19 protein-coding genes are annotated in these 25293 nt (G+C 58.5%); 8 read left to right on the top strand and 11 right to left on the bottom strand.

Annotation, left to right across the window (positions count from 1 at the left end):
- The first annotated feature begins 329 nt into the window (after positions 1-329).
- Positions 330-1736, top strand: coding sequence for a GABA permease (gabP, locus tag JFU48_RS22225; protein ID WP_201137675.1), 1407 nt, complete (start codon positions 330-332; stop codon positions 1734-1736).
- On the opposite strand, the gene JFU48_RS22220 is transcribed toward gabP, so the two are convergent.
- Positions 1727-3586, bottom strand: coding sequence for an ABC transporter ATP-binding protein (locus JFU48_RS22220; protein ID WP_201137674.1), 1860 nt, complete (start codon positions 3584-3586; stop codon positions 1727-1729). The two genes, gabP and JFU48_RS22220, sit on opposite strands and share 10 nt — an antisense overlap.
- Positions 3587-3801: 215 nt before the next feature.
- Between JFU48_RS22220 and JFU48_RS22215 the strand changes: the two genes are divergently transcribed.
- Positions 3802-7041 carry an AAA domain-containing protein gene (locus JFU48_RS22215; RefSeq protein ID WP_201137673.1) on the top strand — a complete coding sequence of 1080 codons (3240 nt, stop codon included), beginning with the start codon at positions 3802-3804 and terminating at the stop codon, positions 7039-7041.
- A gap of 85 nt (positions 7042-7126) precedes the next feature.
- Here JFU48_RS22215 and JFU48_RS22210 read toward each other — a convergent pair whose 3' ends face one another.
- The 7 genes from JFU48_RS22210 to JFU48_RS22180 form a co-directional block, all read right to left on the bottom strand.
- Positions 7127-8737, bottom strand: a complete 1611-nt coding sequence (locus JFU48_RS22210) for a gamma-glutamyltransferase family protein (RefSeq protein WP_201137672.1) — start codon at positions 8735-8737, stop codon at positions 7127-7129.
- A 170-nt stretch (positions 8738-8907) separates the two neighbouring features.
- On the bottom strand, positions 8908-9687 hold the full coding sequence (locus JFU48_RS22205) for an amino acid ABC transporter ATP-binding protein (protein ID WP_201137671.1): 780 nt from the start codon (positions 9685-9687) through the stop codon (positions 8908-8910).
- 2 nt (positions 9688-9689) lie between these two features.
- Positions 9690-10466, bottom strand: coding sequence for an amino acid ABC transporter permease (locus JFU48_RS22200; protein ID WP_003224911.1), 777 nt, complete (start codon positions 10464-10466; stop codon positions 9690-9692).
- An 11-nt stretch (positions 10467-10477) separates the two neighbouring features.
- A complete protein-coding gene (locus JFU48_RS22195) occupies positions 10478-11284 on the bottom strand; it encodes an ABC transporter substrate-binding protein (protein WP_201137670.1) in 807 nt (268 codons plus the stop codon).
- A 79-nt stretch (positions 11285-11363) separates the two neighbouring features.
- On the bottom strand, positions 11364-12032 hold the full coding sequence (locus tag JFU48_RS22190; protein WP_103483426.1) for a GntR family transcriptional regulator: 669 nt from the start codon (positions 12030-12032) through the stop codon (positions 11364-11366).
- A gap of 266 nt (positions 12033-12298) precedes the next feature.
- Positions 12299-12607, bottom strand: coding sequence for a plastocyanin/azurin family copper-binding protein (locus tag JFU48_RS22185; RefSeq protein WP_201137669.1), 309 nt, complete (start codon positions 12605-12607; stop codon positions 12299-12301).
- Between the two features lie 14 nt (positions 12608-12621).
- A complete protein-coding gene (locus tag JFU48_RS22180; protein WP_201137668.1) occupies positions 12622-13590 on the bottom strand; it encodes a metallophosphoesterase family protein in 969 nt (322 codons plus the stop codon).
- Between the two features lie 153 nt (positions 13591-13743).
- Between JFU48_RS22180 and JFU48_RS22175 the strand changes: the two genes are divergently transcribed.
- Together JFU48_RS22175 and JFU48_RS22170 are read left to right on the top strand one after the other, a co-directional pair.
- Positions 13744-14256 carry a sigma-70 family RNA polymerase sigma factor gene (locus JFU48_RS22175; protein WP_003224916.1) on the top strand — a complete coding sequence of 171 codons (513 nt, stop codon included), beginning with the start codon at positions 13744-13746 and terminating at the stop codon, positions 14254-14256.
- Positions 14249-14992, top strand: a complete 744-nt coding sequence (locus JFU48_RS22170; protein ID WP_201137667.1) for an anti-sigma factor family protein — start codon at positions 14249-14251, stop codon at positions 14990-14992. The genes JFU48_RS22175 and JFU48_RS22170 overlap by 8 nt, the downstream gene beginning before the upstream one ends.
- 67 nt (positions 14993-15059) lie before the next feature.
- On the opposite strand, the gene JFU48_RS22165 is transcribed toward JFU48_RS22170, so the two are convergent.
- Positions 15060-15821, bottom strand: a complete 762-nt coding sequence (locus JFU48_RS22165; RefSeq protein ID WP_201137666.1) for a hypothetical protein — start codon at positions 15819-15821, stop codon at positions 15060-15062.
- Between the two features lie 308 nt (positions 15822-16129).
- Here JFU48_RS22165 and JFU48_RS22160 point away from each other — a divergent pair, with 308 nt between their 5' ends.
- Both JFU48_RS22160 and JFU48_RS22155 read left to right on the top strand, forming a co-directional pair.
- The gene (locus JFU48_RS22160) at positions 16130-18751 is read left to right on the top strand and encodes a bifunctional diguanylate cyclase/phosphodiesterase (protein WP_201137665.1); all 2622 of its coding nucleotides are present in this window, start codon (positions 16130-16132) and stop codon (positions 18749-18751) included.
- A gap of 349 nt (positions 18752-19100) precedes the next feature.
- Positions 19101-20411, top strand: a complete 1311-nt coding sequence (locus JFU48_RS22155) for a glycosyltransferase family 39 protein (RefSeq protein WP_201138514.1) — start codon at positions 19101-19103, stop codon at positions 20409-20411.
- A gap of 375 nt (positions 20412-20786) precedes the next feature.
- Here JFU48_RS22155 and JFU48_RS22150 read toward each other — a convergent pair whose 3' ends face one another.
- Entirely contained in the window at positions 20787-21323 is a 537-nt protein-coding gene (locus tag JFU48_RS22150) for an AAA family ATPase (RefSeq protein ID WP_201138513.1), read from the bottom strand.
- Positions 21324-21579: 256 nt separating this feature from the next.
- Between JFU48_RS22150 and JFU48_RS22145 the strand changes: the two genes are divergently transcribed.
- A complete protein-coding gene (locus JFU48_RS22145; RefSeq protein ID WP_342216043.1) occupies positions 21580-21849 on the top strand; it encodes a hypothetical protein in 270 nt (89 codons plus the stop codon).
- A gap of 838 nt (positions 21850-22687) precedes the next feature.
- Positions 22688-23110: a DUF6896 domain-containing protein gene (locus tag JFU48_RS22140; protein WP_201137664.1), complete on the top strand. Its 423-nt coding sequence runs from the start codon at positions 22688-22690 to the stop codon at positions 23108-23110.
- An 832-nt stretch (positions 23111-23942) separates the two neighbouring features.
- Here JFU48_RS22140 and JFU48_RS22135 read toward each other — a convergent pair.
- Positions 23943-25289, bottom strand: coding sequence for a glutamine synthetase family protein (locus JFU48_RS22135; protein WP_201137663.1), 1347 nt, complete (start codon positions 25287-25289; stop codon positions 23943-23945).
- Between the last annotated feature and the right edge of the window lie 4 nt (positions 25290-25293).

Below are 25293 nucleotides of genomic sequence, written 5' to 3'. Positions count from 1 at the left end.
CTCGCCTCCCTGAGATTGCTGGAGGAATGCTCGCGAGCCGCGAAGATTGCCTGAGCCTTCTGTGACCGACAGGTCTCCAATACGACCTCATGGTATTCGCATGTCGATATCAGACACGATCATGGCGCAATCAGGCTACTGAATCGGCAGCAAGGCCGGCTAAGGTGCCGTGTCTTCGTATCAAAACAGCCCTGTTCGGATCATGGGGTTGATAAGAACTGCGGCGGTTGAACGGGCTTCTTTCGGGAGTTTCAGCAGGCAACGATGGTGATCGATCGTGTGCCGGGTCAACTTGCTTGAATGTCGATCAGCAGAGAATAAAAATACCGATGATCAGCCCGAACTCCATGGATTCGAGTAGCCAATTGGCGCAGGGCTTCAAGCCTCGTCACGTCACAATGCTGTCCATCGCCGGGATTATCGGCGCCGGTTTGTTCGTAGGTTCAGGGCACGCCATTGCCGCTGCAGGGCCGGCGGTGCTTCTCGCCTATCTGTTTTCGGGTTTGCTCGTCGTGCTGGTCATGCGCATGCTCGGTGAGATGGCGGTGGCCAACCCGGACACCGGTTCGTTCTCTACCTACGCCGACCAGGCCATCGGCCGCTGGGCCGGTTTTACCATCGGTTGGTTGTACTGGTGGTTCTGGGTTCTGGTGATTCCCATCGAAGCATTGGCGGCCGGGCATGTGCTGAACCAATGGTTTCCGCAGGTCGATGCCTGGCTGTTCGCGTTGGGATCGATCATTGCGCTGGTGGTGACCAACCTGTTCAGTGTGTCCAAGTATGGTGAATTCGAGTTCTGGTTCGCCATGGCCAAGGTCGTGGCGATCATCGGGTTCATCGGTGTCGGTTTTGCGGTGTTGATGGGCTGGGTGCCCGACCGCGAAGTCAGCGGCTTGAGCGGCTTGATGGCCGAGCACGGCGGATTTGCACCCAACGGCTTGTCCGCGGTGGTCGGTGCTTTCATCACGATCATGTTCAGCTTCATCGGTACGGAAGCGGTGACCATCGCAGCCGCCGAATCGAATAACCCCGCGCAGAACATCGCCAAGGCCACCCGCTCGGTGATCTGGCGCATCGGCGTGTTCTACCTGCTGTCGATCTTCGTGGTCATCTCCGTGGTGCCCTGGAATGATCCGTTGCTGGCCTCGGTGGGCTCGTATCAGCGCGCCCTGGAAATCATGAATATTCCAAACGCCAAGTTCATGGTCGACGTCGTCGTCCTGATCGCCGTGGCCAGTTGCATGAACTCCTCGATCTACATTGCCTCGCGCATGTTGTTCTCGCTGGGTCGCCGGGGCGATGCACCGAAAGCGCTGAAGGCGACTTCCGCGGCCGGTGTGCCACGGGCCGCCGTCATCGCCAGTACCGTGCTGGGAGCGTCGATCACCGTGTGGAGCTACTTCATGCCCGCCGGGCTGTTCGAGTTCCTGCTGGCCAGTTCCGGGGCGATTGCCTTGCTGGTGTACCTGGCGATTGCGGTGTCGCAGCTGCGCATGCGGCGGATATTGCAACAGCGCAAGGTCGAGCTGACCTTTCGCATGTGGCTGTTCCCATGGCTGACGTGGCTGGTGATCGGCTTCATCTGCGCGGCGCTGGCGGTCATGATGATCACCCCGCAGCACCGCACCGAAGTCACCACGACCATTGGCCTGGCGCTGGCAATCTCGTTTATCGGCCTGATGACGTCCCGTCACCCTGCCCCGGCGGCACGGGCAAGGTCTGTGGGTCAGGCCTGATCCAACGCCTCGATCACACCTTTGTCCTCACCCAGGAAGCCACCGCTCTGATGCGCCCACAGCCGCGCATAAACACCATTCTTCTCCAGCAATTCGGAATGGGTGCCCTGCTCGATGATGCGCCCGTCATCCATGACAATCAGCCGATCCATCGCCGCAATCGTCGACAGTCGATGGGCTATCGCAATCACGGTCTTGCCCTGCATCATTTCATCGAGGCTTTCCTGAATCGCCACTTCGACTTCCGAGTCCAGCGCACTGGTGGCTTCGTCGAGTAGCAGGATCGGCGCGTTCTTCAGCATCACTCGGGCAATCGCCACACGTTGGCGCTGGCCGCCAGACAGTTTGATCCCGCGCTCGCCCACCAAGGTGTCGTAACCGCTGTGTCCTTGCCGATCGCTCAACTGGCTGATGAACTCATCAGCCTGAGCGTTGGCAGCGGCGCGGCGGATCTGCGCGTCGGTGGCATCGGGGCGGCCGTAGGCGATGTTGTCGCGAATCGAACGGTGCAGCAGCGAAGTGTCCTGGGTGACCATGCCGATGGCGCTGCGCAGGCTGTCCTGAGTCACGTGCGCAATGTTCTGGCCATCGATACGGATCTCTCCGCTGTCGACATCATAGAACCGCAGCAGCAGGTTGATCAGCGTCGACTTGCCGGCGCCGGAGCGCCCTACCAAACCGATTTTTTCGCCGGGGCGAATACTCAGGCTCAGGCCATCGAGCACCTGACGCTCGCCACCGTAGTTGAACTTCACCTTGTCGAACGTCACCGCGCCGCCAGAAGTGACCAGCACGCCGGCATTCGGCGCATCCTGCACCTTGGTGCCTTGGGTCAGCGTGGCCATGCCGTCCTGGACGGTGCCGATGCTTTCGAATAGCGAGGTCATCTGCCACATGATCCAGTTCGACATGCCATTGATCCGCAACGCCATGGCGGTGATCGCCGCCACCGCACCGGCGCCGACATCGCCCTGGTGCCACAGCCACAGGGCATAACCACCGGCGGACATGATCAACCCGACCACCAGCGCCTGATTGACGATTTCGAACAGGCTGACCAGACGCATCTGGCGAAAACCGGTCTGCTTGAAATCCTCCATCGCCGCCCGCGCAAAGTGCGCTTCGCGGTTGGAATGGGAGAACAGCTTGACCGTGGTGATGTTGGTGTACGCGTCGGCGATACGCCCGGTCATCATCGACCGCGCGTTGGCCTGCTCCTGTCCGACCTTGCCCAGACGCGGCACGAAGTACCACATCGCCAGGCCAAACAGCACGACCCAAGCGAGAAACGGCAGCATCAGTTTCAGCGCAAAGCCGCCGGCCAGGGCAATGATCGCGATGAAGTACACGCCGATCCCGGGCAAGATCTCGATCATGGTGAACAGCACGTCGCGTACGGCGAGCGCCGTCTGCATCACCTTGGTCGTGACCCGACCGGAAAACTCATCGGAGAAAAACGAAAGGCTTTGCCGCAGCATCAACCGGTGGAAATCCCAGCGCAGGCGCAATGGCAGGTTAATCGCCAGGATCTGATGCTGAACCATGGTGCGCAACGCCACCAGCCCGACACTGAGCACCATGACGATGCCCATGCCCCACAACACGCGGCTCTCCTGCACCGCCGCTTCGCCACCGGCCTGCCAGGTCGAGAGCAGGTCAACGACCTGACCGAGGAAGGAAAACAGCCAGGCTTCATAGATCGAAACCGCCGCACTGAGCAGCGCCAATACCACGATGTAGCCGCGAGCACCCCGAGTGCAGGCCCACAGGAATTTAGCCAGACCGTTGGGCGGCGGTGGCACCTCGTCAGGCGGGAAAGGGTCGAGTCTTCGTTCAAACACACGAAGCATGGTGTTCTCCAAAACAGTCAAGTCAGGGAGATTCTGCCATCGAATGGAGGCTGGGAGGTCTTTGTGAAAAAGTGTGTGCTCATCGCGACTGGACAAGGACGTGCCGGGTTGATGACGATGCGTCCGCTGCCATTGACCGATGATCCCGCGAAGGGTGATGCCTGATATCCTTGGCTCAAAGGAATTCAGGCCCAGCGCTTTCAAGGACGCTTTAAATGAACTCGCAAAATATCGTGCGCTATTGGCACGCTGTCGAATTGTTGCAACCCCAGGCAGTCCCCAAGCTGAAAAAGCGTGATGGCGACTACCAACCTTTTTTTCAGGACATCCCCACCACGGCGCAAATCCTGCCGTGGATGCCGGCCAACCCACTGAGCCGGCAGCGCCTGCCGAGCAAACGCGTATGGAGCCACACGCTCTACGCACACCTCTACGACAACCTGACGGTCGCTCACCGATTAGCAGAGTTGTACGGGGCAGACCAAGGTTACAAAGAACCACAAAAACGTGTTTCCGCCCTGTACGCGCTGAAGTTCAACGATCAAGGCATGATGCTGGTCGACAGCCTGGTGTTGTCCAGCGAAGCATGGTTCGTAGGCTGCGCGATCAATAACAGGGACTGGACACACGGCTTCGAGGAAACCCAGGATTCCCTTCGTGAACAGTCCAGAAGCCTGCTAGGGGGTGTGGTTCAGGCTGCCGATCTGGCTTGCCTGACTGACTCCATCCGCAAAACCCTGGGACTCGAAGAGTTTTTCGGCGACGTGCAGCGTTCGCATCGCTTTCGCTCGGCGCCCATCAACCCGAACAAGTCAGAACAGGAAGACGACCCACTCAACAGCTTCCTGCTCAGCGATCTGGCCGACATGGCTGAAGCTCTTTCCCGTGGTGAAACGAGCGCGCCATTGGCCCGCTATCTGAGCCATCATGACTCGACTCAGCGCCTGCATCTGGACAAGCCCGGTGCCGATCTGGCGCTGATCGATCGTCTTGCGCCTTCGCGCTACGCCGCCGGTTGCTGGCCCGCCGAAAAACATCTGGGCTTGGTGCACTCGCAGCAACTGGCAGTCAACAGCCTGCTGCAAAACCTCAGCAATACCCCCGGCATCATGGGGGTCAACGGACCACCTGGAACCGGCAAGACCACCCTGCTGCGCGACCTTATCGCTGCAGTAGTGACACAACGGGCCGACGTGCTGGCCTCACTGGGCAGAGCCTCAGAGGCGTTTATCAAGGACGGTCGTGAAACCGCCAACGACGGCGGGCGCGATCGCTACGCCTATCAACTCGACCCGCGCCTGTTCGGTTTCGAGATGGTCGTCGCATCCTCCAACAATGGCGCCGTCGAGAACGTCACGCTTGAGCTACCTCAGCAAGACAAGGTCGACCCGTCGTGGTTGCCCGACGCAGAGTACTTCAGCGACCTGGGCGAGTTGACCAGTGGCAAGCCCGCATGGGCAATGATTTCTGCGGCATTGGGTAGCAAAGCCAAACGCACGCAATTCGTCGACCGTTTTTTCTACGGCAAACTTCCGCCTGAAGCGGACAAGGCCAAAGACGAAACCGAAACGCCTGACCCCGAAACAGTCGATCTCTGGGGCCTGGATGAAGACATCTACGATAACGAGCCACCGGCTGATAGCCCCGAAGCGGACGACACTGAAGCCAAAACGCCCCCCAAAGGCATGCGCGAATGGCTGTCCGAACAAGCAGCGTTGATGAAGGCGCTTACGTCCAGTGAAAAAGCCGGTCTTTGGCGCGAGGCAGTCAAACACTATCTGGACGCCAAAGATGCAGAACAGGCTTTGCGTGGTCAGGTAGAAGATATTCTGGAACGGGTTCAGGCCGTGATCAGCGCCAAGGCCCGGGTCAAGCAGATGCAGGAGCATTTTCAGATCCGTCGCACCCAGCGCAGCGATCTCGATAAGGAACAAACGACGCTGGAAACCCTGCAGCTCGCACCTGCGCGCGAGCAACTGCAGGGCGAACTCCGGGCGCTTCAATCGCACCTGATAAAAAAACCTGGTTTTCTCGCCAACCTCTTCAGCCTGTGGGGTGCTTATCGTATCTGGGCTGCCCGCCAGCGTTTGCTTGAAGGTACACACGCCTTGGCCAAGGACGCATTCGACAGTGTCCAACGCCAGTTGCAACGCATCATTGGCCGAATCAACGAGTTAGATCGACAACTGGCCGCTGATGAACTGGAGATCGACGAAGCTGTGCGACATGCCGGTGTACAGCTCGACAACGCACGCAGCGTTGCTCAGGCCGGGCAGGCAAAACATCTGTTGCTCTGGCTGGAACAGGGTCAAATCGGCAGAGGCAGCGAAATCGAATTGGCCGAGCCGTGGATCGTCGAAGGTTGGCGTCAGGCCCGGGCGAAGGTGTTCATCGAAGCACTCAAATTGCATCGCACGTTCTTTCAGATTGAAGCCTCGCGCATGAGCTACAACCTGACGTTCGTCACCAGCACGCTGACCGGCAGTCGTTATGGTGGTGTTTCTCAGTCCGTGGTGCGCTCTGCATGGGCTTCGCTGTTCATGGTCGTACCGGTGCTCAGCAGTACTTTCGCCTCATTTGCCCGTTCCTTCGGCAGCCTTGGGTGTAGCGAGATCGGATGGTTGTTGGTGGATGAGGCGGGTCAGGCCACACCACAGGCTGCCGTGGGCGCGCTCTGGCGCTCGCGCCGAGCGGTACTGGTTGGAGATCCACTGCAACTGGAACCGATCGTCACGGTTTCCGATGCGGTGCTTGAACACATGCGCACCCGTTATCAGGTCGACGCTCACTGGCTACCGAACCGCCAGTCCGCACAGACACTTGCCGACGAGGCCACGTCCTGGGGGCGCATGGCCGGCCCCAGGGACAAAAAATGCTGGGTCGGCCTGCCCTTGGTAGTTCATCGTCGCTGCGATAGACCGATGTTCGACCTGGCCAACCGCATCGCCTACGACGGCGCGATGGTCTACGGAACGATTGCGCCCTCACCCGCCAAGGAAACGCCAGCCTCTCTACTCACTGGATGGGTGCATGCCAGTGGAAGGTCCTCTGGCAACTGGGTCGATAGTGAAGGTCAGGCACTGGACCGTTTGCTGGCGCAGCTCAAGGCGGACGGCGTACCGCTGGACAGCATCGCCGTCATTACGCCGTTTCAGGATGTGCGCAACCATCTCAAGGATCGCCTGCACGCCAAGATGGTTCGAGGCACCATTCACACGATGCAGGGCAAAGAGGCGGCGGTGATCATTCTTGTACTGGGCGGAAGCAGTGAAACCGATGGGGCTCGTGAATGGGCAGTCTCTAAACCCAATCTGCTCAATGTCGCCGCCACTCGGGCCAGACGCCGGCTGTATGTGATCGGTGATCGCAATGACTGGAGGCAACGCAAACTCTTTTGTGATGTCATGGAGTTTTTACCCAACCATTGCGAGATGACCACCTGCAGCACGGTTTGACGAAAAACGTTATTGCCCCTTTGACCTTTCTTCGCACTAGCGGTCAGAGGGGCAATGCTCGTCAATACCCGGCCACCAACCTGCTTTACCAAACCGCGATATGCGAATCCGCCCTCGGCTCAGTCCCCCCGCACAGCACCCCCGTCACCGGATCACGCAGAATGATCTGCCCTCGTCCGTAATCCGTCAGATCACTGGCGATCTGCACCTCATGCCCGCGACGCGCCAACGCATTGGCCAGATCCCTTGAAGCGCCCTGTTCGATGCCGACCTTCATCCCGCCAAGCCACTGCCAGCGCGGCGCGTCCAGTGCCGATTGCGGGTTCAGGCCGAAATCCACCAGGTTCATGACCATCTGCACATGGCCCTGCGGCTGCATGTAGCCGCCCATCACGCCGAACGGCCCAAGCGCCTGGCCATCCTTGGTGAGGAAGCCGGGAATGATCGTGTGGAAGGTCTTTTTGCCCGGAGCCAACGCGTTGGCATGTTGCGGATCAAGGCTGAATTCCTGCCCGCGGTTCTGCAGGGCGATGCCACTGTCAGGCAGCACCACACCTGAGCCGAAGCCGTGATAATTGCTCTGGATGAACGACACCATATTGCCTTGCCCATCCGCCGTGGCCAGATACACGGTGCCGCTGGCGTGGGGATCGCCCGGCTTCGGCGGCTGGGCCTGTTCGCCGATCTGTGCACGGCGGCGGGCGCTGTACTCGTCGCTCAGCAGATCATCCACAGCCACGCGCATGTGCAGCGGATCCGTGATGTAGTGCAGGCCATCGCTGTAGGCCAGTTTCATTGCCTCCAGTTGCCGGTGCCAGGTCTGCTGGCTGTCACGGTGATCGAAGTCGAAACCCTCGAGAATCTTCAGCGCCATCAAGGCGACCAGACCCTGCCCGCTCGGCGGGATTTCCCAGACATCCACGCCACGGTAATTGATGTGAATCGGCTCCACCCATTGCGCGCGGTAATGCTCCAGATCCGTAGCGCGAAGATAGCCACCCGTTGCCCGTGAATGCGCATCCAGGCGTTGCGCCAACGCGCCGCGATACAAACTTTCGCAACGGGTAGCCGCCAATTCTTCAAGGGTTCGTGCCTGCGCCGGGTTACGGAAAATCTCGCCGGCCTTGGGCGCGCGACCGTCAATCAGGAACGTATCGAACCAGGCCTGTAGCACTTGATCGCGATGGGGACTGAACTCATCCAGCGCGATCTGCCATTGATGGGCAACCACCGGCGACAGCGGAAAACCGTCTCTGGCCAGACTGATCGCCGGTTGCAGCAGATCGGCGAACGGCAACACGCCAAAGCGTTGCGACAGCTCGGCCCAGGCCGATGGACATCCCGGTACCGTCACCGGCGTCCAGCCATACAACGGCATTTGCTCATGGCCGGCCGCTTTGACCGCTTCGATACTTAACGACGCCGGGGCATGGCCGTTGGCATTGAGGCCATGCAACTGATCCTTGAACCAGACCAGCGCAAACGCGTCACCGCCCAGGCCACAGCCCGTAGGCTCGACCACGGTCAGGGCCGCCGCCGTGGCGATGGCGGCGTCGATCGCATTGCCGCCCTTTTGCAGCATTTCGATGCCGGCCTGTGCGGCCAAAGGTTGAGACGCCGCGACCATGCCACGACGGGCAAACACGCTTTGGCGTTGCGACGGATAGGGATATTCGTGAGCAGAAAATTTCAACATGGCAGAGGCTCTTCAAATCAGCAATTCATTGGCCGGACTTGATCCGGTTCCATTCGCGGGTGATCAGGCGCTGGATGTTTTCCGGCAGTCTTCTCGAAGATCTGCAACGTGTCGGGGCTGCGGCGCCGCGAACAAGCTCGATAAACGCATCGTCGAAATCCTTGTGAAGTTCACAGCACGCGGCTGAGAAAGGCTTGGGTACGGGGATGGGTGGGGCGACTGAAAATCTGTTCCGGCGGGCCTTGTTCGATCAGTTCACCCTGATCGAGCACCACCACCCGGTCGGCCACCTCGCGGGCGAAACCCATTTCATGGGTGACCACGACCATGGTCATGCCCTCTTCGGCCAACTCCTTCATCACTTGCAGAACCTCGCCGACAGTTTCCGGGTCGAGGGCGCTGGTGGGTTCGTCGAACAGCATCGCCTGAGGCTTCATCGCCAGCGCTCGGGCAATGGCGACGCGTTGCTGCTGACCGCCGGAAAGCATCGACGGGTAATGACTGGCCTTGTCTGCCAGACCGACTCGCTTGAGCAGTGCGTGCGCCTGATCCAGCGCAGCCTGGCGCGGCACACCCAACACCTGAATCGGTGCTTCGATAATGTTTTCCAGGGCGGTCATGTGCGGGAACAGGTTGAAGCGCTGGAACACCATGCCGATGTCCCGGCGCTGGCGAGCGATGTTGCGTTCAGAGTCGCGCACCAGACTGCCGTCAGCCCGCGTGCGATAGCCCATGGGCCGGCCGCTGACGCGGATTTCCCCAGCCTGAATGTCTTCGAGCAGGTTGATGCAGCGAATAAACGTGGTCTTGCCCGAACCTGAGGCGCCAATCAGCACCACCACTTCGCCACGGCGCACTTGCAGCGAGATGCCCTTGAGAATCTGCAGATCACCGAAGGACTTGTGAATGTTCAGCGCCTCGATGATCAGCTCGTCACTTTGATGCGCCATGATTAGCGTCCCCTCAGCAGTTTCAGCGTGTTGCGCCCGAACATCCGGCTGGAGGCCGGCGGCGGCGAAGAAGGTCTGTCGGACTGGCCGAAACGGTTCTCCAGCCAGCGCTGAAAGAAGCCCCACAGCGTGGTGAGCAACAGGAAATAAATCGCCACCACCAGGTACAACTCGAACACCCGAAAAGTCGCCGAGGTGACCATCTGCGTGCTGAGCAACAGCTCCTGCACGCCGATCACGCTGACCAGCGTGGTGTTTTTCAGCATCACGTTGAATTCGTTGCCCAGCGGCGGCACGATCACCCGAAACGCCTGCGGCAGGACGATACGGCGCATCAATTTGGCGAAGGTCATGCCCAGCGAGCGCCCGGCCTCGTACTGGCCCTTGTCCACGGCGCCGATCCCGGCGCGGATGATCTCGGCCATGTACGCGCCTTCGTTGAGGCCCAGAGCAATGATCGCCGCCTGGATATTGCCGGGGATCACCAGCCCGAACAGCTCAATGTCTTCGAAGCGAAAAATCCCGCCCGCCGCCAGCGCCGTGTAGAGAAAGACGATTTGCACCAGCAACGGCGTGCCGCGCATCAGCCACACATAAAAGCGCACCGGCAGATGCAGCAGAGGGTTCTTCGATAAGCGCAACAATGCGGCGGCCAGCCCCAATACACAGCCCAGCAACATCGCCAACACACTGATCAGGCAGGTCAGCCAGAGCCCGGTGAGGTACACGCCGCTGGGCTGCAACAGGTACTGCCAGAACACATCCCAATTGAAGTTCATCAACGCTTACCTCAATCGAGTGTGTCGCTGGAGACGTGCCACTTGTTCAAGAGCTGGTTATAGCTGCCATCGCTGCGCATGTCGGTGATGATCTGCTGCACCGCAGCGCTCAGTTGCGGATCGTCCTTGCGAATGCCCAGACCGGTCAGGATCCGGCTGAAGGCTGGTACCCCTTCCTCGAACAGGTCCGGAGCCATCGCGGCGTAATAACCGGCAGTTTCCACCGTGGTGCCGTAAGCGTCGACCTGACTGATGCGTAGCGCCTGAAAGGCATCGGTGTCGGTGTTGTAGACCACCAGTTTCATCGGCGGCTTGCCGGCCTTGGTCAGGCTTTCATTTTCGGTGTCGAGCAAGGTCTTGATGGTCGAACCGTTGAGCACCGCGATCTTGTGTCCGCTCAGATCCGCGAGGGTTTTCAGCGCCTTCGGATTGCCCTTGGGCACCACCACCGCCTGACTGGAATACATGTAGTTGACGATGTCGATCACCTCACGGCGCTCGGGCTTGTCGAACAACTGATCGACGATCATGTCGCACTGTTTGGCGAGCAACGCCGGGAGCAATCCGGAAAACGGAATCACCCGCCAATCAACTTTCTTGTCGCCCAGACGTTTGGCGATTTCCAGTCCCAGGTCGACGGTCAGCCCTTTGGGCTTCTGCGCTTCATCGAAGGACACCAGTGGCGGCGAATCCATGCCCGAGCAATAGGTGAGTTTGTCGACCTTGAGCAGACGCTCCGGCACCGTCGGTGCGGCAAGCGCCCACTGCGAACAGAGCCCGAGGGAAATTGCAGCCAGTAACAGGCGAGACGTATGCATGACCAGACACTCCAGTTCGGTTAGTAACGGGGCAGTACTCAAAGTCAAAACATCGGCGGATTCGGGTTCCGCTCTGTGGTTATTTTTCCGATTGCAGAAACTTGATCAGCTCGGGCACCGTGCCTTCGATGTGTTCACGCACCACGGCCTCGGCCTTGTGGGCGTCGCCGGCGCGAATCGCATCAAGGATCATCTGGTGTTCCTGGCGCGCACTCAGGGGCTTTTCGATGTGCTGCAGCCACAAGCGCATGGGCGCTTCGATCAGCGCGTAGAGGGCGCTGATCTGCTTCAGCAGCCGTGGGCGATCGCTGAGGCTGCACAGGTACTCATGGAACTTGCGATGGCGACTGACCCACGCCGCACTCTCCTCGCGGTAGTCATCCATTTCATCGAGAAGCCGCTCCAGCGCCGTCAACTGACGCTCGCTGATCTTTGGCACGGCAATACGAATCGCCAGTCCTTCCAGGGCGCTGCGCATCTCGAAGACTTCATGCATTTGCTCGACATCCAGACCGCTGACCACCGCGCCGCGGTTGGGCCGCAGCGTCACCAGGCCCTGCGCATCGAGGCGGCGAAAGGCTTCGCGCACCGGCATGCGGCTCATGCCGATTTCACTGGCAATGTCCTCGGCAATCAACCGGTCACCCTTGCGATAACGACCGCCGCAGATGCCTTCCAACAGAAAGTTGTAGGCCTCCTCCTCGGCGGTCATCGGTTGACGCTGGTCATAGGCGGGAGCGAATTGCATGGCAGCACCTTTTGTCTTTTTGTATCCAATTATCCACGGATACAAAAAAGCACGATGCATGCCAGATTTCTCCGCACCGTGCCAAGCGCTTGATTTGAATGATTTAAGCGGAAAACGGCGATCAGCTCCTGCTGCGCGGAACTTGAGACGTGCTACCCAATAGCTCATTGCGAGCCCCGGAAAGGTGCAGATTGGTAGCTGAGTAACACTCAGGTCAGCAGAACCCTTCCGGTACGTTTTTCAGCGAATTTTTCAGCGAATCGCATTCACTGCGTCACCACCACCTTGCCGATCATCTGCGGATGCAACACACAAAAATACTCAAACTCCCCCGGTGTATCGAACACCCAGGAAAAGCTGTCATTGGTATCCAGCGCTCCTGAGCGAAACACCTTGTGGGTTTCCGCCACCGTATGCGGAATCTGATCGTCATTGACCCACGTCACCTTGGTGCCGACGGCCACGGTCAGGTCCTTGGGGCCGAACATGAATTCCTTGATGTCGATCTTCACTTCCGTCGCCCACACCGGCATCGTCAGCAGCAGGCCCATCAGCGCCAACAGTTGCCTTTTCATTTGCGTGTCCTCGGTTAAACCAGTGTTGAGTCAATCAGTGCCAGCGGGTGATCGCCCTGGGTCGCACGCACGTCGGTGATCCCCAGGTAATTGCGCAGTTGATCGGCCGCTACCGTCATCGGCCCCGGCGACGGTGCGGCACCCGGTGCCGGCTGCGGATAGGCGGTGCCACGGGCGGTGTGGAAGGTGATATTGCCTTCGACTTTCTGGATCACCTGATGGATGTGCCCGTTCAGCACCGTCACCGAACCGTACTTGCGCAGCATCGCAATCGCCTGATCGCCGTCCTCGGTGCCCCAGCCCCACGGCTGATAAATGGTCCACAGCGGGATGTGGGTGAACACGACAATGGGGGTGCTGCTGCTGACCGCGCGCAAATCATCGGCCAGCCAGGCCAGTTGATCGGCGCCGAGGGTGGCTTCGTGACCGGCCTGGAAGTTGAAGACGTTGATCAGCCCAATGAAGTGCACGCCGTGATCATCGAAGCTGTACCAGCCGTTGCCTTTGGTGCCTTTGCCGTAGCGCTCCAGGTAAAGCTTGCCGCCGCCCTCGTCGAGGGTGTCGTGTTCACCGGGCACGTAATGCACGGTGGATGGCAGGCCCTTGAGCAACTGCGCGGCGGTGTCGAATTCCTCAGGCTTGGACAGGTGGGTGATGTCGCCGGTGTGCAGAATCAGTGCGGGACGTTTGGGTAGCGCGATGACCTTGTCGATCGCCACTTGCAGGGTCTTCACCGGTTCCGGATTGGCTTCCTTGTTGAAGCCGATGTGCGAGTCGCTGATCTGCACGAAGTGAAAGGTGCTCGCCAGTGCTTTGGGATCGCTGACGTTACCCGCATCGTCCAGCGCGAAGGCTTTGGGAACCCCACCGCTCAAGGCCCAGATGACCCCGGCCCCGGCCCACGCCGAGCATTTGAGCAGGGTGCGCCGGTCCGGGTTGAGCAAGCCGTCGGTGCGCAATGGGTGTTTTGCTTGAATGTCCATCGGTATGTCCTCGCGGGCGGACTACAGTGAGGTAGCTGACACGAGGTAAACCTTGCGACGCGAGGGTTTATTCCACGTCGTAAAACAAATTGTTTTTCGGGAATAAAAACCGGTGCAGCACGGTTATAGGGGTGTGACAGTGCGGAACCCACCATGAAGCGATTTGAGGAACTGATTGCGCCGCATCTGGACGCGGCCTACAACCTTGCGCGCTGGCTGACCGGCAACGACAGCGCCGCGCGCGACGTCGTGCAGGAAAGCGCCCTGCGCGCCTTCCGGTTTTTGCAGCGTTTCGCCGATGGCAATGCCAAGGCGTGGTTTCTGACCATTGTGCGCAACGAAAGCTACACCTGGCTCAAGGCGTCGGCCGGGCGCCATTGGGTCGCCCTCGATGACGACATGGCCTTTGATGACGGCGCATTGAGCCACAGTCAGACCCCGGAGCTGCTGGCGATTCACACTGAAAACGCCGCGCTGTTGCAACAAGCGCTGTGCGCCCTGCCGCCGGTGTTTCGCGAGGTGATTGTGCTCAAGGAACTCGAAGACCTGCCCTACAAGGACATCGCCCTGGTGGTCGATATTCCCATCGGTACCGTCATGTCCAGGCTGGCCCGGGCGCGGGCGATGCTCAAGCTCGAATTACTGAAGTTGCACGACCATGAATGAACTCGACTGCACGGTTTGCCAGACACAGCTGCACGGCTATCTGGATCAGGAACTGGACCCGGCGACAGCTGCGCAGGTGGCAGCGCACTTGAGCGCCTGCGCCGAGTGCGCGCGGCTGCATGATCAAGCGAAGTTGCTCAAGCTCAGCGTGAAGCGCCATGCGCCCTACTACCCCGCCCCCGCCTCATTGGCGGCCAGCGTGTTCGCCGCAGACAATCCTGCGCCGGGATTCATCCAGCGCTGGCAAAAATGGCTGGCCCCGGCCTTTTCCGCCGCAGCGCTGGCCCTGGCGATGGTGCTGTATATCGCCACTCCCGGCAGCGAGCAACCACTGATCGACGAGGCCGTTTCCAGTCACGTTCGTTCGTTGATGGGCGAGCATCTGAACGATGTGGTGTCGTCCGATCGCCACACCGTCAAGCCCTGGTTCACCGGCAAACTCGACTTCTCGCCTCCGGTGTTCGACTACACGGCGCAAGGCTTCCCTCTGCTCGGCGGGCGTCTGGATTACCTGCAACACCAGACCACCGCCGCCCTGAGCTACGGGCATGCCAAGCACATCATCAACGTGTTCATCTTGCCTACGAGCGAGGCTGATAAAGCCGTGCAAAGCCAGAGCGTGCGCGGCTTCAACGTGGTGTCGTGGCAGGCCGGACACATGCACTTCGTATTGGTGTCGGATGTGGAGAAAGGTGAGCTGGAGGCGCTGGGGCAGTTGCTCAGGAAAGGTGCCTGAGAGCCTGGAAAGGAAAAAGCCACGTCATTACTACGTGGCTCTCCTTACCGTTCAATCAAACTCAACGTCAGTGATCGTTTTTATCATCGTGACCTCGATCATCCAGATGCTTCGCTTTTGCTCTGAACAGCGGCGGTTCCTTTGCGCGAAGCTCTTCGCAGAGCGTTGGGTGGTAAATCTGCGCAACGCCCTCCGAGGCCCACCAGGCCCAGTACAGCCCTGTGACCATGACTGTACTCACGAGGAACCAGCCGCTAAAACCAATGATGGCGTTCAGCGTGAGCATCAAGGTCTCGACATCGTTGCTTATACCCACCCAAGCATTGAAAACCGCGGACACGCCTAAGCCGAATATCAACTCTCCAGCCTGGTACCGTTTAGTTCGTGCCTCGTCTCTCATGGCATCGGCGGCCTCCCAACGCTTCCAGGCAAATTCATCTTCCTGCCTGATACTGTGTTCGCGCAACGCGCTATGTGTCACGTATCCATGATGAATGTCGTATTGCACATGTCCTTCGAACCATTGCCAGGGCAGATAAATGCCCGCGATACATACGAATCTGGCGATCGCCGGGATCACTAGCGAAACGATCAGGCAAAACGATGTAACGCCCACAAAAACGGTGCCAAGACGCTCCCACAACATCGCCATATTGCCGGAAAAACCCATCAGATTCTGATGCAGTGCAAAGGCGCAAAGCGAGTCTAGAAAAAGACATACATAGGTGAGCTTCAATGCCCACCGCAACTCCCAGGCTTTTTCGAAAACAGCTCCGGGCAATCCGGCGACAGGATTTGCCGATTTCAGGCCGTCTTTATTTTGATCCACGTTTATAACTCCATTGTCGTAATACTGCGAATGGGCGACTAAGACACCAGGCATGGCCTTGCTCTCAGCGTGAAAATTGAAGATGACAGACAGTACGCAAGACTCTCAACTCAACTATGTGCAGTTGCTCACACTGAACCCGGCGGAACGCTCCCGGCCATCGCACGCCCGCCGCAGTCTCAAGGCAAAATCCCCGCGCATTCACTACGCTTGAGAAATCCGCCTCGGTGCAAGCCCGGCAAACACATTGAACATTGCACGTGGGCCGCTGTTCCAGATGATTCAGCTACAGATTCAAGGACGAGCATATGGATGTTTTCGCTCCTGCAACGCCGGTTCCACCTCAGCAAAGTGCAATCACTCGCCGTCTGGCCTTCGCGGTCGGCGCGCTGTTTGTCGTTGGGGTGATTGCTACTATCGGCACCTTGCTCAGCATCGCTACTCGACTGGATCGCGAGGATGTCGAGGAGACGCGGTTCTATACCGCTCGTGCGTTGGAAAATCGCATCAGCGCGTCGAAAAGCTATATCACCAGCTACGCCGACTGGACCACGGCCTACGAACACCTGCACGCCCAAGTCGACACCGACTGGGCCTTTACCCAGCAGAACATCGGCAAGACGCTGTTCACCACTGACGGTTATGACGGCGTGTTCGTGCTGGATCGGCAACGCACCAAATACGCTGTGGTGCAAGGCGAGCAAGAAAACGGCGACCTCTCGCGTTGGCTCAAGGTCACCGCCGCCGCGCTGGTGGATCAGGTGCAGAGCCAGGCTGATCTGACCGTGCCCATCAGCACCTATTCGCTGTTCGACGGCTGGCCGGCACTGGTCACGGCGGCGGCTATCCTGCCTAACGATGAGCGTCCGGTGGGCGATCCCAAACAAACTTCGGTACTGGTGTTCGTCGACAAGCTCACGCCCAGCAAACTGCAGGCACTCGGCACGGCCTATGGCCTGAACAACCTGATGCTGACCCAGGATGATCAACTCGCCAAGACGCAACCGCGCGTGCCGCTGGACAGCACCGGTTACAGCTTGACGGCGGATCTGGAACGCCCCGGCCAGCAATTGTTGTGGTCATTGCTACCATCACTCGGCGCGGTGCTGGTGGTGCTGATGCTGTTGACTGCGTATTTCCTGCGCTACGCCTTGCGCTCGTCCACTTACGTCGACCATAGCTTCAGCACCTTGCAGGCCTCGAACCAGGCACTGGAAGCGGCCAACCATGCGCTGGAAGCCAGTGAAGAACGCTTTCGCGCGGTCGCCGAAGCGGCGTCGGACTGGATCTGGGAAGTCGACAATCAACTGCGCCTGACCTACCTCTCGGCGCGCTTCAGTGAAGTGACCGGTTACCCGCAAACCCAGTGGATCGGCCAAAGCATCGGGCAATTGGTGTCATGCGATACCACACCGCTGGAGCTGTGGCTGAAGAAACTTACCGAAGACAGCAATGCCAGCGACCTGCGTTGCACCTATCGCGATCACGCCGGGCAGCAACGTCATTGCCGGTTGTCGGCACGCCCGATCCTCGACAAGCACGCCGTGAGCGGCTATCGCGGCACCGCCAGTGACATCACCGACGAAGTCGCCGCCCATGCGCAGATCCAGCACCTGTCGATGCATGACGCCCTTACCGGCCTGCCCAATCGCAACCAGTTGGCGCGTTATCTGGATGATGCGCTGCAGCTCAAGGAACATGCGCCAGCGCTGTCGCTGCTGGTGATCGATCTGGACAACTTCAAGCCGATCAACGACTCCCTCGGCCACCCGGCGGGCGATGCCGTGTTGCAGGAAGTCGCCAGTCGCCTGCGCGAATGCACCCGTGAGCTCGACATCGTCGCCCGCCTGGGCGGTGACGAATTCGTCGTGGTGCTCAATGGTATGGACACTCGGCAAGAGGTCGACCGCTTTTGTACCCGGCTGGTCGAGAGCCTGCATCAGCCGATGGTCTTCGAACATCACCCGCTGCACGTCGGCGCCAGCATCGGCATCGCCCTGAGCCGCCGTCAGGGCTTCGTGCCAAGCGAGTTGATCCGTTGCGCGGACATCGCGCTGTATCAGGCCAAGTCCGAGGGCAAGAACACCTGGTGCTATTTCGAAGCGCACATGAGCGACCAGATCCAGACACGCCGGCAGATGGAAAGTGATTTGCGCGGTGCGCTGAATAATGACGAATTCGTCCTGCACTACCAGCCGCGCTATACGGTCGACGGCAAGCACATCGTTTCGGTCGAAGCCCTGGTGCGCTGGCAGCATCCGACCAAGGGCCTGCTCGGGCCGGACGTGTTCATCAGCCTTGCGGAGCAGACCGACCTGATCGTGCCGCTGGGACGCTGGGTACTGCGCGAAGCCTGTGAAACCGCCCTCACCTGGCCGGCGGACATCCTGTTGTCAGTCAATCTGTCGCCGGCGCAGTTCACCCTCAGCGATGTCGTCGAAGACGTGCGCGAAGTGCTGGTGCAGACGCGTTTCCCGGCCAGTCGCCTGGAGCTGGAAATCACCGAAAACGTCATGCTGGTCGACACCGACGGTGCGCTGGCGACGATGAATGCGCTCAAGCAACTGGGCGTGCGCCTGAACATGGACGACTTCGGTACCGGCTACTCGTCCCTCGGTTACCTGCGCGCCTACCCGTTCGACGGGATCAAGATCGACAAGCGTTTCATCGCCTCGATCAGCAACGGCGCCAATGATCGCGCGGTGGTGCAGGCGATCATTGGTCTGGGCAAAGCCATGGGCCTGACCGTGACCGCCGAAGGTGTCGAGACTGAGGAACAACTGGAGATTCTCGGCAAGGATCAATGCAACGAGGTGCAGGGCTACTTCATGAGTCGGCCGATCGACAAGACCGCGTTTGCACAGTTGTTGAAAAGCGTCAGGACCGAGCCGGCCGATCACTCGTCACCCAAGAAAGGGCGCGTCATTTAGCCGGCCTTACATCACTGTCAATATTCAATCATTGAAATGCACAAAGCCCGTTTCGACACGCTTCGTTAATGCGGCTTTCCTGTTGACTTTAATCGGTTCTGTTCAGGGTGTGTTTAGGGCCGTCATGCTTGAATAGTCCTCGTTGCGGGCTAGGCTCGAAGTTAATCTCGCGCCACACACAAGTTCAATGCAGGCGTCACCGGACTGTCAGGATGGCAGTCAAAAGAACAACTTCACTAAAGGGTTAACGATGGATCGATATGATGCCTCGCTGGTTGTAGAGCGCACTTCGCGGGCTGGAATGTTGACGGGACTGATTACGAGAAATCCCTGCCTGAGCATTTTTTTCATGACACTGGCCGTGTTCATGGCATTGCAGTACAAACCCGCTGTCCTCAACTACACAACACGCTTTGTCGATTTTGCCGAGTACATGTTGCTGCACGGTGTCACGCTGTTCCCGATTGCCGACGACCTCAAGCCTTATCCCGACTACACGGTCCTCAATACGTTGTTGGTCTATCTGGTTTCCTTGCCGTTCGGCCGGGTGTCCGTTCTTTCCATGGGTTTTCCGTCCTGCGTGGCCGCGTCGCTGATGTTGGTATTCATTTATCGGCTGGGGGCGCTGCACAGCAAGAAATGGGGTGCGTACGGCGTTCTTTTCAGCCTGCTGACCTGGGCCTTTCTTGACGGCGTCAACTCGCTGGCACTGGATATCTATCCGGCGTTGTTAACGGTGATGTGCTTCTATTTTGCCTATTCGGCGGAAATGAAAAAGGACCCGCGGCGCCTGGTGTTTCTGTACCTCGGTCTGGCTCTGGGATTCGCGTTTCGTGGGCCTATTGGCTTGATCGGACCTGCGAGTGTCATTGGCGCTTATTACTTGCTGAGCCGGCAGTGGCGCCTGTTGCTGCTGTTTTCATTGCTCTCGGGCGTGATTCTGGCGGTGGGGGTTGTGTTGCTGGCATGGGCGGCCTACTTGCAAGGGGGGCAAGCGTTTCTCGAGGAAGTGCTGAACATGCAAGGCATCGGACGCTTCGGTTCCGACCACGCGCCACGCTATTACTTCTACTTCTCCGCCGGCCTGTTGACCTACGGCATCACGGTGTTTTACGCCATCAACGTGATTCTCAGGAAGTACAAACTGTTCTTTCGCCCAACCCGCGATAAAGACATCGACCTGCTGCTCTATCTGAGCGGGTGGCTGTTGGTGCTGCTGGTGCTGTTCACTGTTCCCAGTTCCAAGAAAGCGCGCTACATCCTGGCAATCACCCCGGCCATTTCGCTGCTGGCCGCCTACCTCTTCGTCAGCAAGGAAGCCGTCTTCGTACGCGCCAGAAACGGCCTGCTGAATTTCTGCCTGAAGTTGCCCATGCTGGGGTTGGGGATGCTGGTGGCGGTGCTGGTCTACAACAACTTCGCCAATGTCCCGTTACAGCCCAACTACCTCGGCGCAGGCCTGGGGCTGTCCGCGTTGTTGAGCTTCTATCATGTTAAACAGGAGTACTTCGTCGCACATCCCTATCGCGAGTTCTTGACGCTTTCGTTTGGGGTAGCGGCATTTCTGATACTGGATATGTTTTTCTTCAACCCAATCACCTACCACTTGGAACTCATGATCGAACCCACGCCGAAGTTTCTGCCGTATTGGTTTTGGTGAAGCCTCTTCCTGATTCATGAGTCAGCGATACGACTGTCCAGTATCCATATGTTGGTATCTGACAGGGTCATGACGCAATCTGGCTACGGAATCGTCGGAAATGTTCGTCGATTAAGGGCACGCCATGGCCCCAGCAGGGCCGGCACAAAAGCAGTCGTTTGCAGCAGGAAAAAAATAAAGGTGGCGCCCGCTTTCGCGAGCGACACCTTCATCCACTGCCCGCTAATCAGGCCTTCTTGCTCGCCTCTTCCAGCGCTTTTTCAGCGTTGAACCCGTCGAAGTTCTCGAATACGCCCAGAAAGGCCGATTCGTGTGCTCACTGAACTGCTGATCGAGTTCTTCGGCGAAACACCACACCTGGCGGTGCAACCGCTGTCACATCAGGCAGACTTCAGGTGATGCGGGCAAGCTATCCAGAAATGCGCCAATCTGGCGCTTGCATCGCAAGTGCACCGTCGGGATCTGCGGGCCAATGGCCTGACGCACCGCCTCGATACCAGGGCGATAGCCACGATCGAAATTCCATACGAAGTTCAGGAATGTCAGGTACGCCCGATCAAGCTTCTCTGTACAACCTGCAGCAAGGTCTGCACGAGGTCGATTCAATACGCTGCGCAGGATCACCCGAGTGAAGCAGGTGAGCCGCGGCGTATCGAGCCAAATGATCAGATCGGCACGAGGCAGGCGCAGGTCGAATGTGCGACGGGCATAGTTGCCTTCACAGATCCAGGCATCCGCTGATATCGCTTCTCTGACGCGTGCGCGAAACTGCTCGGCGTCTGGCTCGATCCAGCCGGGTTCCCAAAACAGGGTATCCAGATGCACCACCGGCAGACCGAGACGCCTGCCCAAGGCACGGGCAAGGGTAGATTTGCCGCTACCGGCATTGCCAAGAATTACAATCCGTTGCATGGGAACTCCCTGTCGAGAAAAAGCCGGCAATTGTGCGGTTTTTGCAGGGTCAGTTAAAGACTGATGGACAACCGCGCCATCGACGTAAGTTTTTGCAGGCTGTTTTGCTATTTGCAGGCCGGGGCAACGTGTCGCCGTCGTTAAGCGGTTGCTTTCGGCCAAAAGCGGTCATCCTGCACCGTTAGGTGTCGACCCATTGCGACCATTCGTAGGAGCCACCACAATCGGAGGACTGTTGGTGGTGAGGTGACACATAGTGAGGATTGAAGTATCAGAGGAAGCCGACTGGAAGCTTTTCGAGGACTTGGCCCGGGTTATTGAGCAAGGGCTGGGCGGTTGCTGGAAAGAGAGGCTTGATGGCCCGGACCAACGCTATTGGGATCTGTTGGTGGATGAACACACGCTTACCCTGCACCTTGAACACTATTTAGGCATTTCAGTGGACATTCCCGATAGCGCAGATGACATTGCTCGAAGAGTATGTGCGTTGCTCAAGCAGCCTCCTTTACGGGTAAGCCCGCTCTAACAAAGATCCCAACTGATCTAGAAGGCAGGTGTGGGTCGATTTCTGTCTGTAGCCACCGTCAGCTTGTGGCCGACAGCGGTCGCTTGCCGATGTCCGCTTCTGGCCGATTTTTGTCTGTCGCCACCGTCAGCTTTGGGTCGAAAGTCGTCGTTCGGTAACCACATCGGAACCTCGCTACTCCCCGCAGGATCGGGTAACAGCGTGGAGATGTGAATCGACTGAGTCGTTGCGTGTTTAACAGATCGCCATCCTGGAAGCGGCTACTTTAGTGGAGATTGAAGTGGACATTGACTGTCTATTAAAAAAAAGGCAACTGAACGTGCAAGAGCAAAATGCTCTTGTGGCCCACACACTCATTGTAACCGCCAAAGCTTGGCTGGCCAGAGGGGGCCCTCTCGCCTTAAAAAACTATGGCGAGTCGAAAGGCGTTAGATGGTCAGAAACCGTCGTACTCGGCCTTGAAGTTGACTTTCCCGGAATGCCACGCCTTTATGGTCTTTTGCTCACTCACGCAGAGCGGTTCATAGAGTTTGAAATTGATACCGATAGCACTCATAGGTACGTGGAATCGGTGAGTCAATGGGAGGATGTTTCTGCTAATCAGGACTACGCGTCCCGAAAGCGCGGCACTGGAAAGGGCTTCGCAGCAATTGCTCTCCAGGTGAGGCGCGAACTTCTATACGGCGTTTAGGTGTGAATCACTGAAGCAGAGACTCCATTGTTGATCGTAAGCCGCATTTAATGAGTGGCAGCTTTCGGCCAAGAGCTGCCCATCAGTTGCGTCGACTGCTACTCTCTGCGGTCTCTGGACTCAGTGCTGCTTATAACGTGAGACTTTATGAATAAACAACTCGCCATTTTGATCAGCGACTACCAAGCAAGTGTTGGCACCGCTGTGGACATGATGCATCGGTCTGGTATTCCGCGGCCCTTGACCAATATGGATTGGGTGGGCACTGACATTCCTCAGCGCGGAGAGTTAGAAGGCGGAGTTCGTTACTTCAAGCACGGCTATGGCTGCGCGGTTAGTCTCCCCACAGGTACAGTAGACTTTGACTTTGGGGCTCATGGTGAGATCGGTGGCTTCGACGCGTGGCGACTTGCTAGTTTCGCAGGTGACAAGTTGTCGGAATACGGTTTTGCTGATGAGGATGCACTCACAGAGTGCTTCAAAGCGGAAGTTGCTGCCGGTTCTCTAGTGTATTCCGGGTACATTCTCTACTACGTAGCGGACGACACCTCACAATTTCTGTCGAAATAGTCCGTTCTATCCGTGCATTAAGTTCTCACTACAGGGCGCCTGCCTGGATTTGCCATTTTCGACCACCTACCACCGCCAGGTTTGGCCGATTAATCCCGTTCCGACAGGCAAAAATCGACCCAAAGCGGACAATACGGAGAACCTATGTACACAGTGACCGTCGTTAGCGAACGGCCCGACTTCAGATGTCTTCTGGATTTGCTCTATGGCCCTGGGCGAAACGTAGACACGGATGGTGATTCATACCCTGTGAACAGCCGCTCTTGGACATACCTGTATGTGAAGGACAGAGAGAGCGATGACCCTTACATCGAAATCCATGCGAGCGAGGTAGATGTCTCAAGGTTTACCGTGCAGTCCAACTCGTCGAGGCTGGAGGCCCTGGCTGCGTTGTACTTGTACCTGACCTGTGGTGGGTCAATCTCCTCTTCAGATCAGGCACTTGATAAAGCCGCCATCGAAATGTTGTGCGACAGATATTCCGTTGAGCTCTGCCGAGCCCATGGATCTATTTGGCATCAGTCGGCAGATAACGCACCTTACTCACAGTAGTGAACGACGGCTTGTTCCGGAGCGCGCAAACGTCCGCTCTTGGCCGATAGCTGCCAGCCAAAGTCAACTATTTCCAACTCAACGCAGACATTGCACGGGATGGCGTTGGTTATCTCCAGACGTCATTCGAAGCCGTTCTTTCGCCATCTTCACGCCCAGTGTTCAAAATATCTCGGGGCACTCTCTTCAATTTTGATGAGCGATGGAATTCACCGGCGCTAAATTCCATTCGGTCATCGCGGCCCCTGCCCCTGACTCAAGTGGAGTTCTGAACCAGGGATCACAAATACCAGCGGTACTCCCGCGCACTGATCTCCTGCATGAATGCCAGGTGATCCTGACGCTTGTTCTCGCAATACACGTCGACAAACTCGGCGCCCAGTCCCGCCCGCAGTTGCGGCTGATGCTGCAACGCGCGCACGGCATCGAGGATTTCCGTCGGAAAGTCGATGCCGCTGTCGCGGTCGTCGTTGAGTGGCGGAATCGGTTCCTTGCCTGATTCCAGACCATGTTCCAGGCCCACCAGAATCGCCGCCAGCACCAGATACGGGTTGGCGTCGGCACCGGCCAGTCGGTATTCGATGCGCAGGTTTTTCGTGTCCGACTCGGGGATGCGCAGGCACGCATCGCGGTCTTCGTAACCCCAACTCGCCTTGGTCGCGGTGTTCACCGTGCCGCTCAAGCGGCGCATGGCGTTCTGGTTTGGGGCGAAGATCGGCATGCTGTGCGGCAGCAAGTCCAGGCAGCCGTCCACCGCATGACGCAGCGCTTGCTGGTGATTGGCGGCCAGCAGGTTGTTGCCGGCCGCGTCATACAAACTGACATGCACGTGCATGCCGCTGCCCGGATGCTCCACGTACGGCTTGGCCATGAAGCTGGCGCGATAGCCATGCTTGAGCGCGACGCCACGGGTGCTGCGACAGAACAGCGCCGCCCAGTCGGCTGCGCGCAAGCCGTCGTCCAGATGGCCGAAATTGATCTCGAACTGCCCCGGCCCCAGCTCTGCGGTGATCACCGTGGCGTCGATACCCTGAGCCCTTGTCGCCTCAACCATTTCATCAAGCACCGGGGCAAAGCGTGACAGGCGTTCGATGTGCATGTTCGGCTGATCATCGGCGTCGTCGGTCAGCGCGTCCCGAGGGAATTGCGGCAGGCCGTCGCGCAGTTTTTTATCGAACAGATAGAACTCCAGTTCGAATGCCACCACCGGGTGAATGCCCTTGGCCGCCAGTCTATCCAGTACCTTCGCCAACACTTCACGAGGTTCGAACTCGATGGGTTTGGCGGTGCCGTCGGAGGTAATCAGCATCTGCCCCAGCGGCTGATTTTCCCAGGTTACCGGCTTCAGAGTGCCGGGCACCAACCGGCGCACGGCGTCCGGGTCGCCGTCGTTGAAACAGTAATCGCCAATCTTGAACAGACCGCCCTGCACGCCCAGCAGCACACAGTTCTGCGGCAGTTTCAGTGCACTGCCCGCCGCGACTTTTTCGAGCATGTCCACCGGATAGCGCTTGCCGTAGAAGTGCCCCGGAATGTCCAGGGAAATCAGGTCGACATAACGCACTTCGGGGTAGCGTTGGCGAAACGCGCGCACTTCGGCGAGCAGGTCAGAGCAAACAGCGTCCATCGTG

Source organism: Pseudomonas sp. TH49 (assembly GCF_016650625.1).
GTDB classification, from domain to species: domain Bacteria; phylum Pseudomonadota; class Gammaproteobacteria; order Pseudomonadales; family Pseudomonadaceae; genus Aquipseudomonas; species Aquipseudomonas fluorescens_H.
This window is presented reverse-complemented; position numbering and strand designations above follow the sequence as displayed.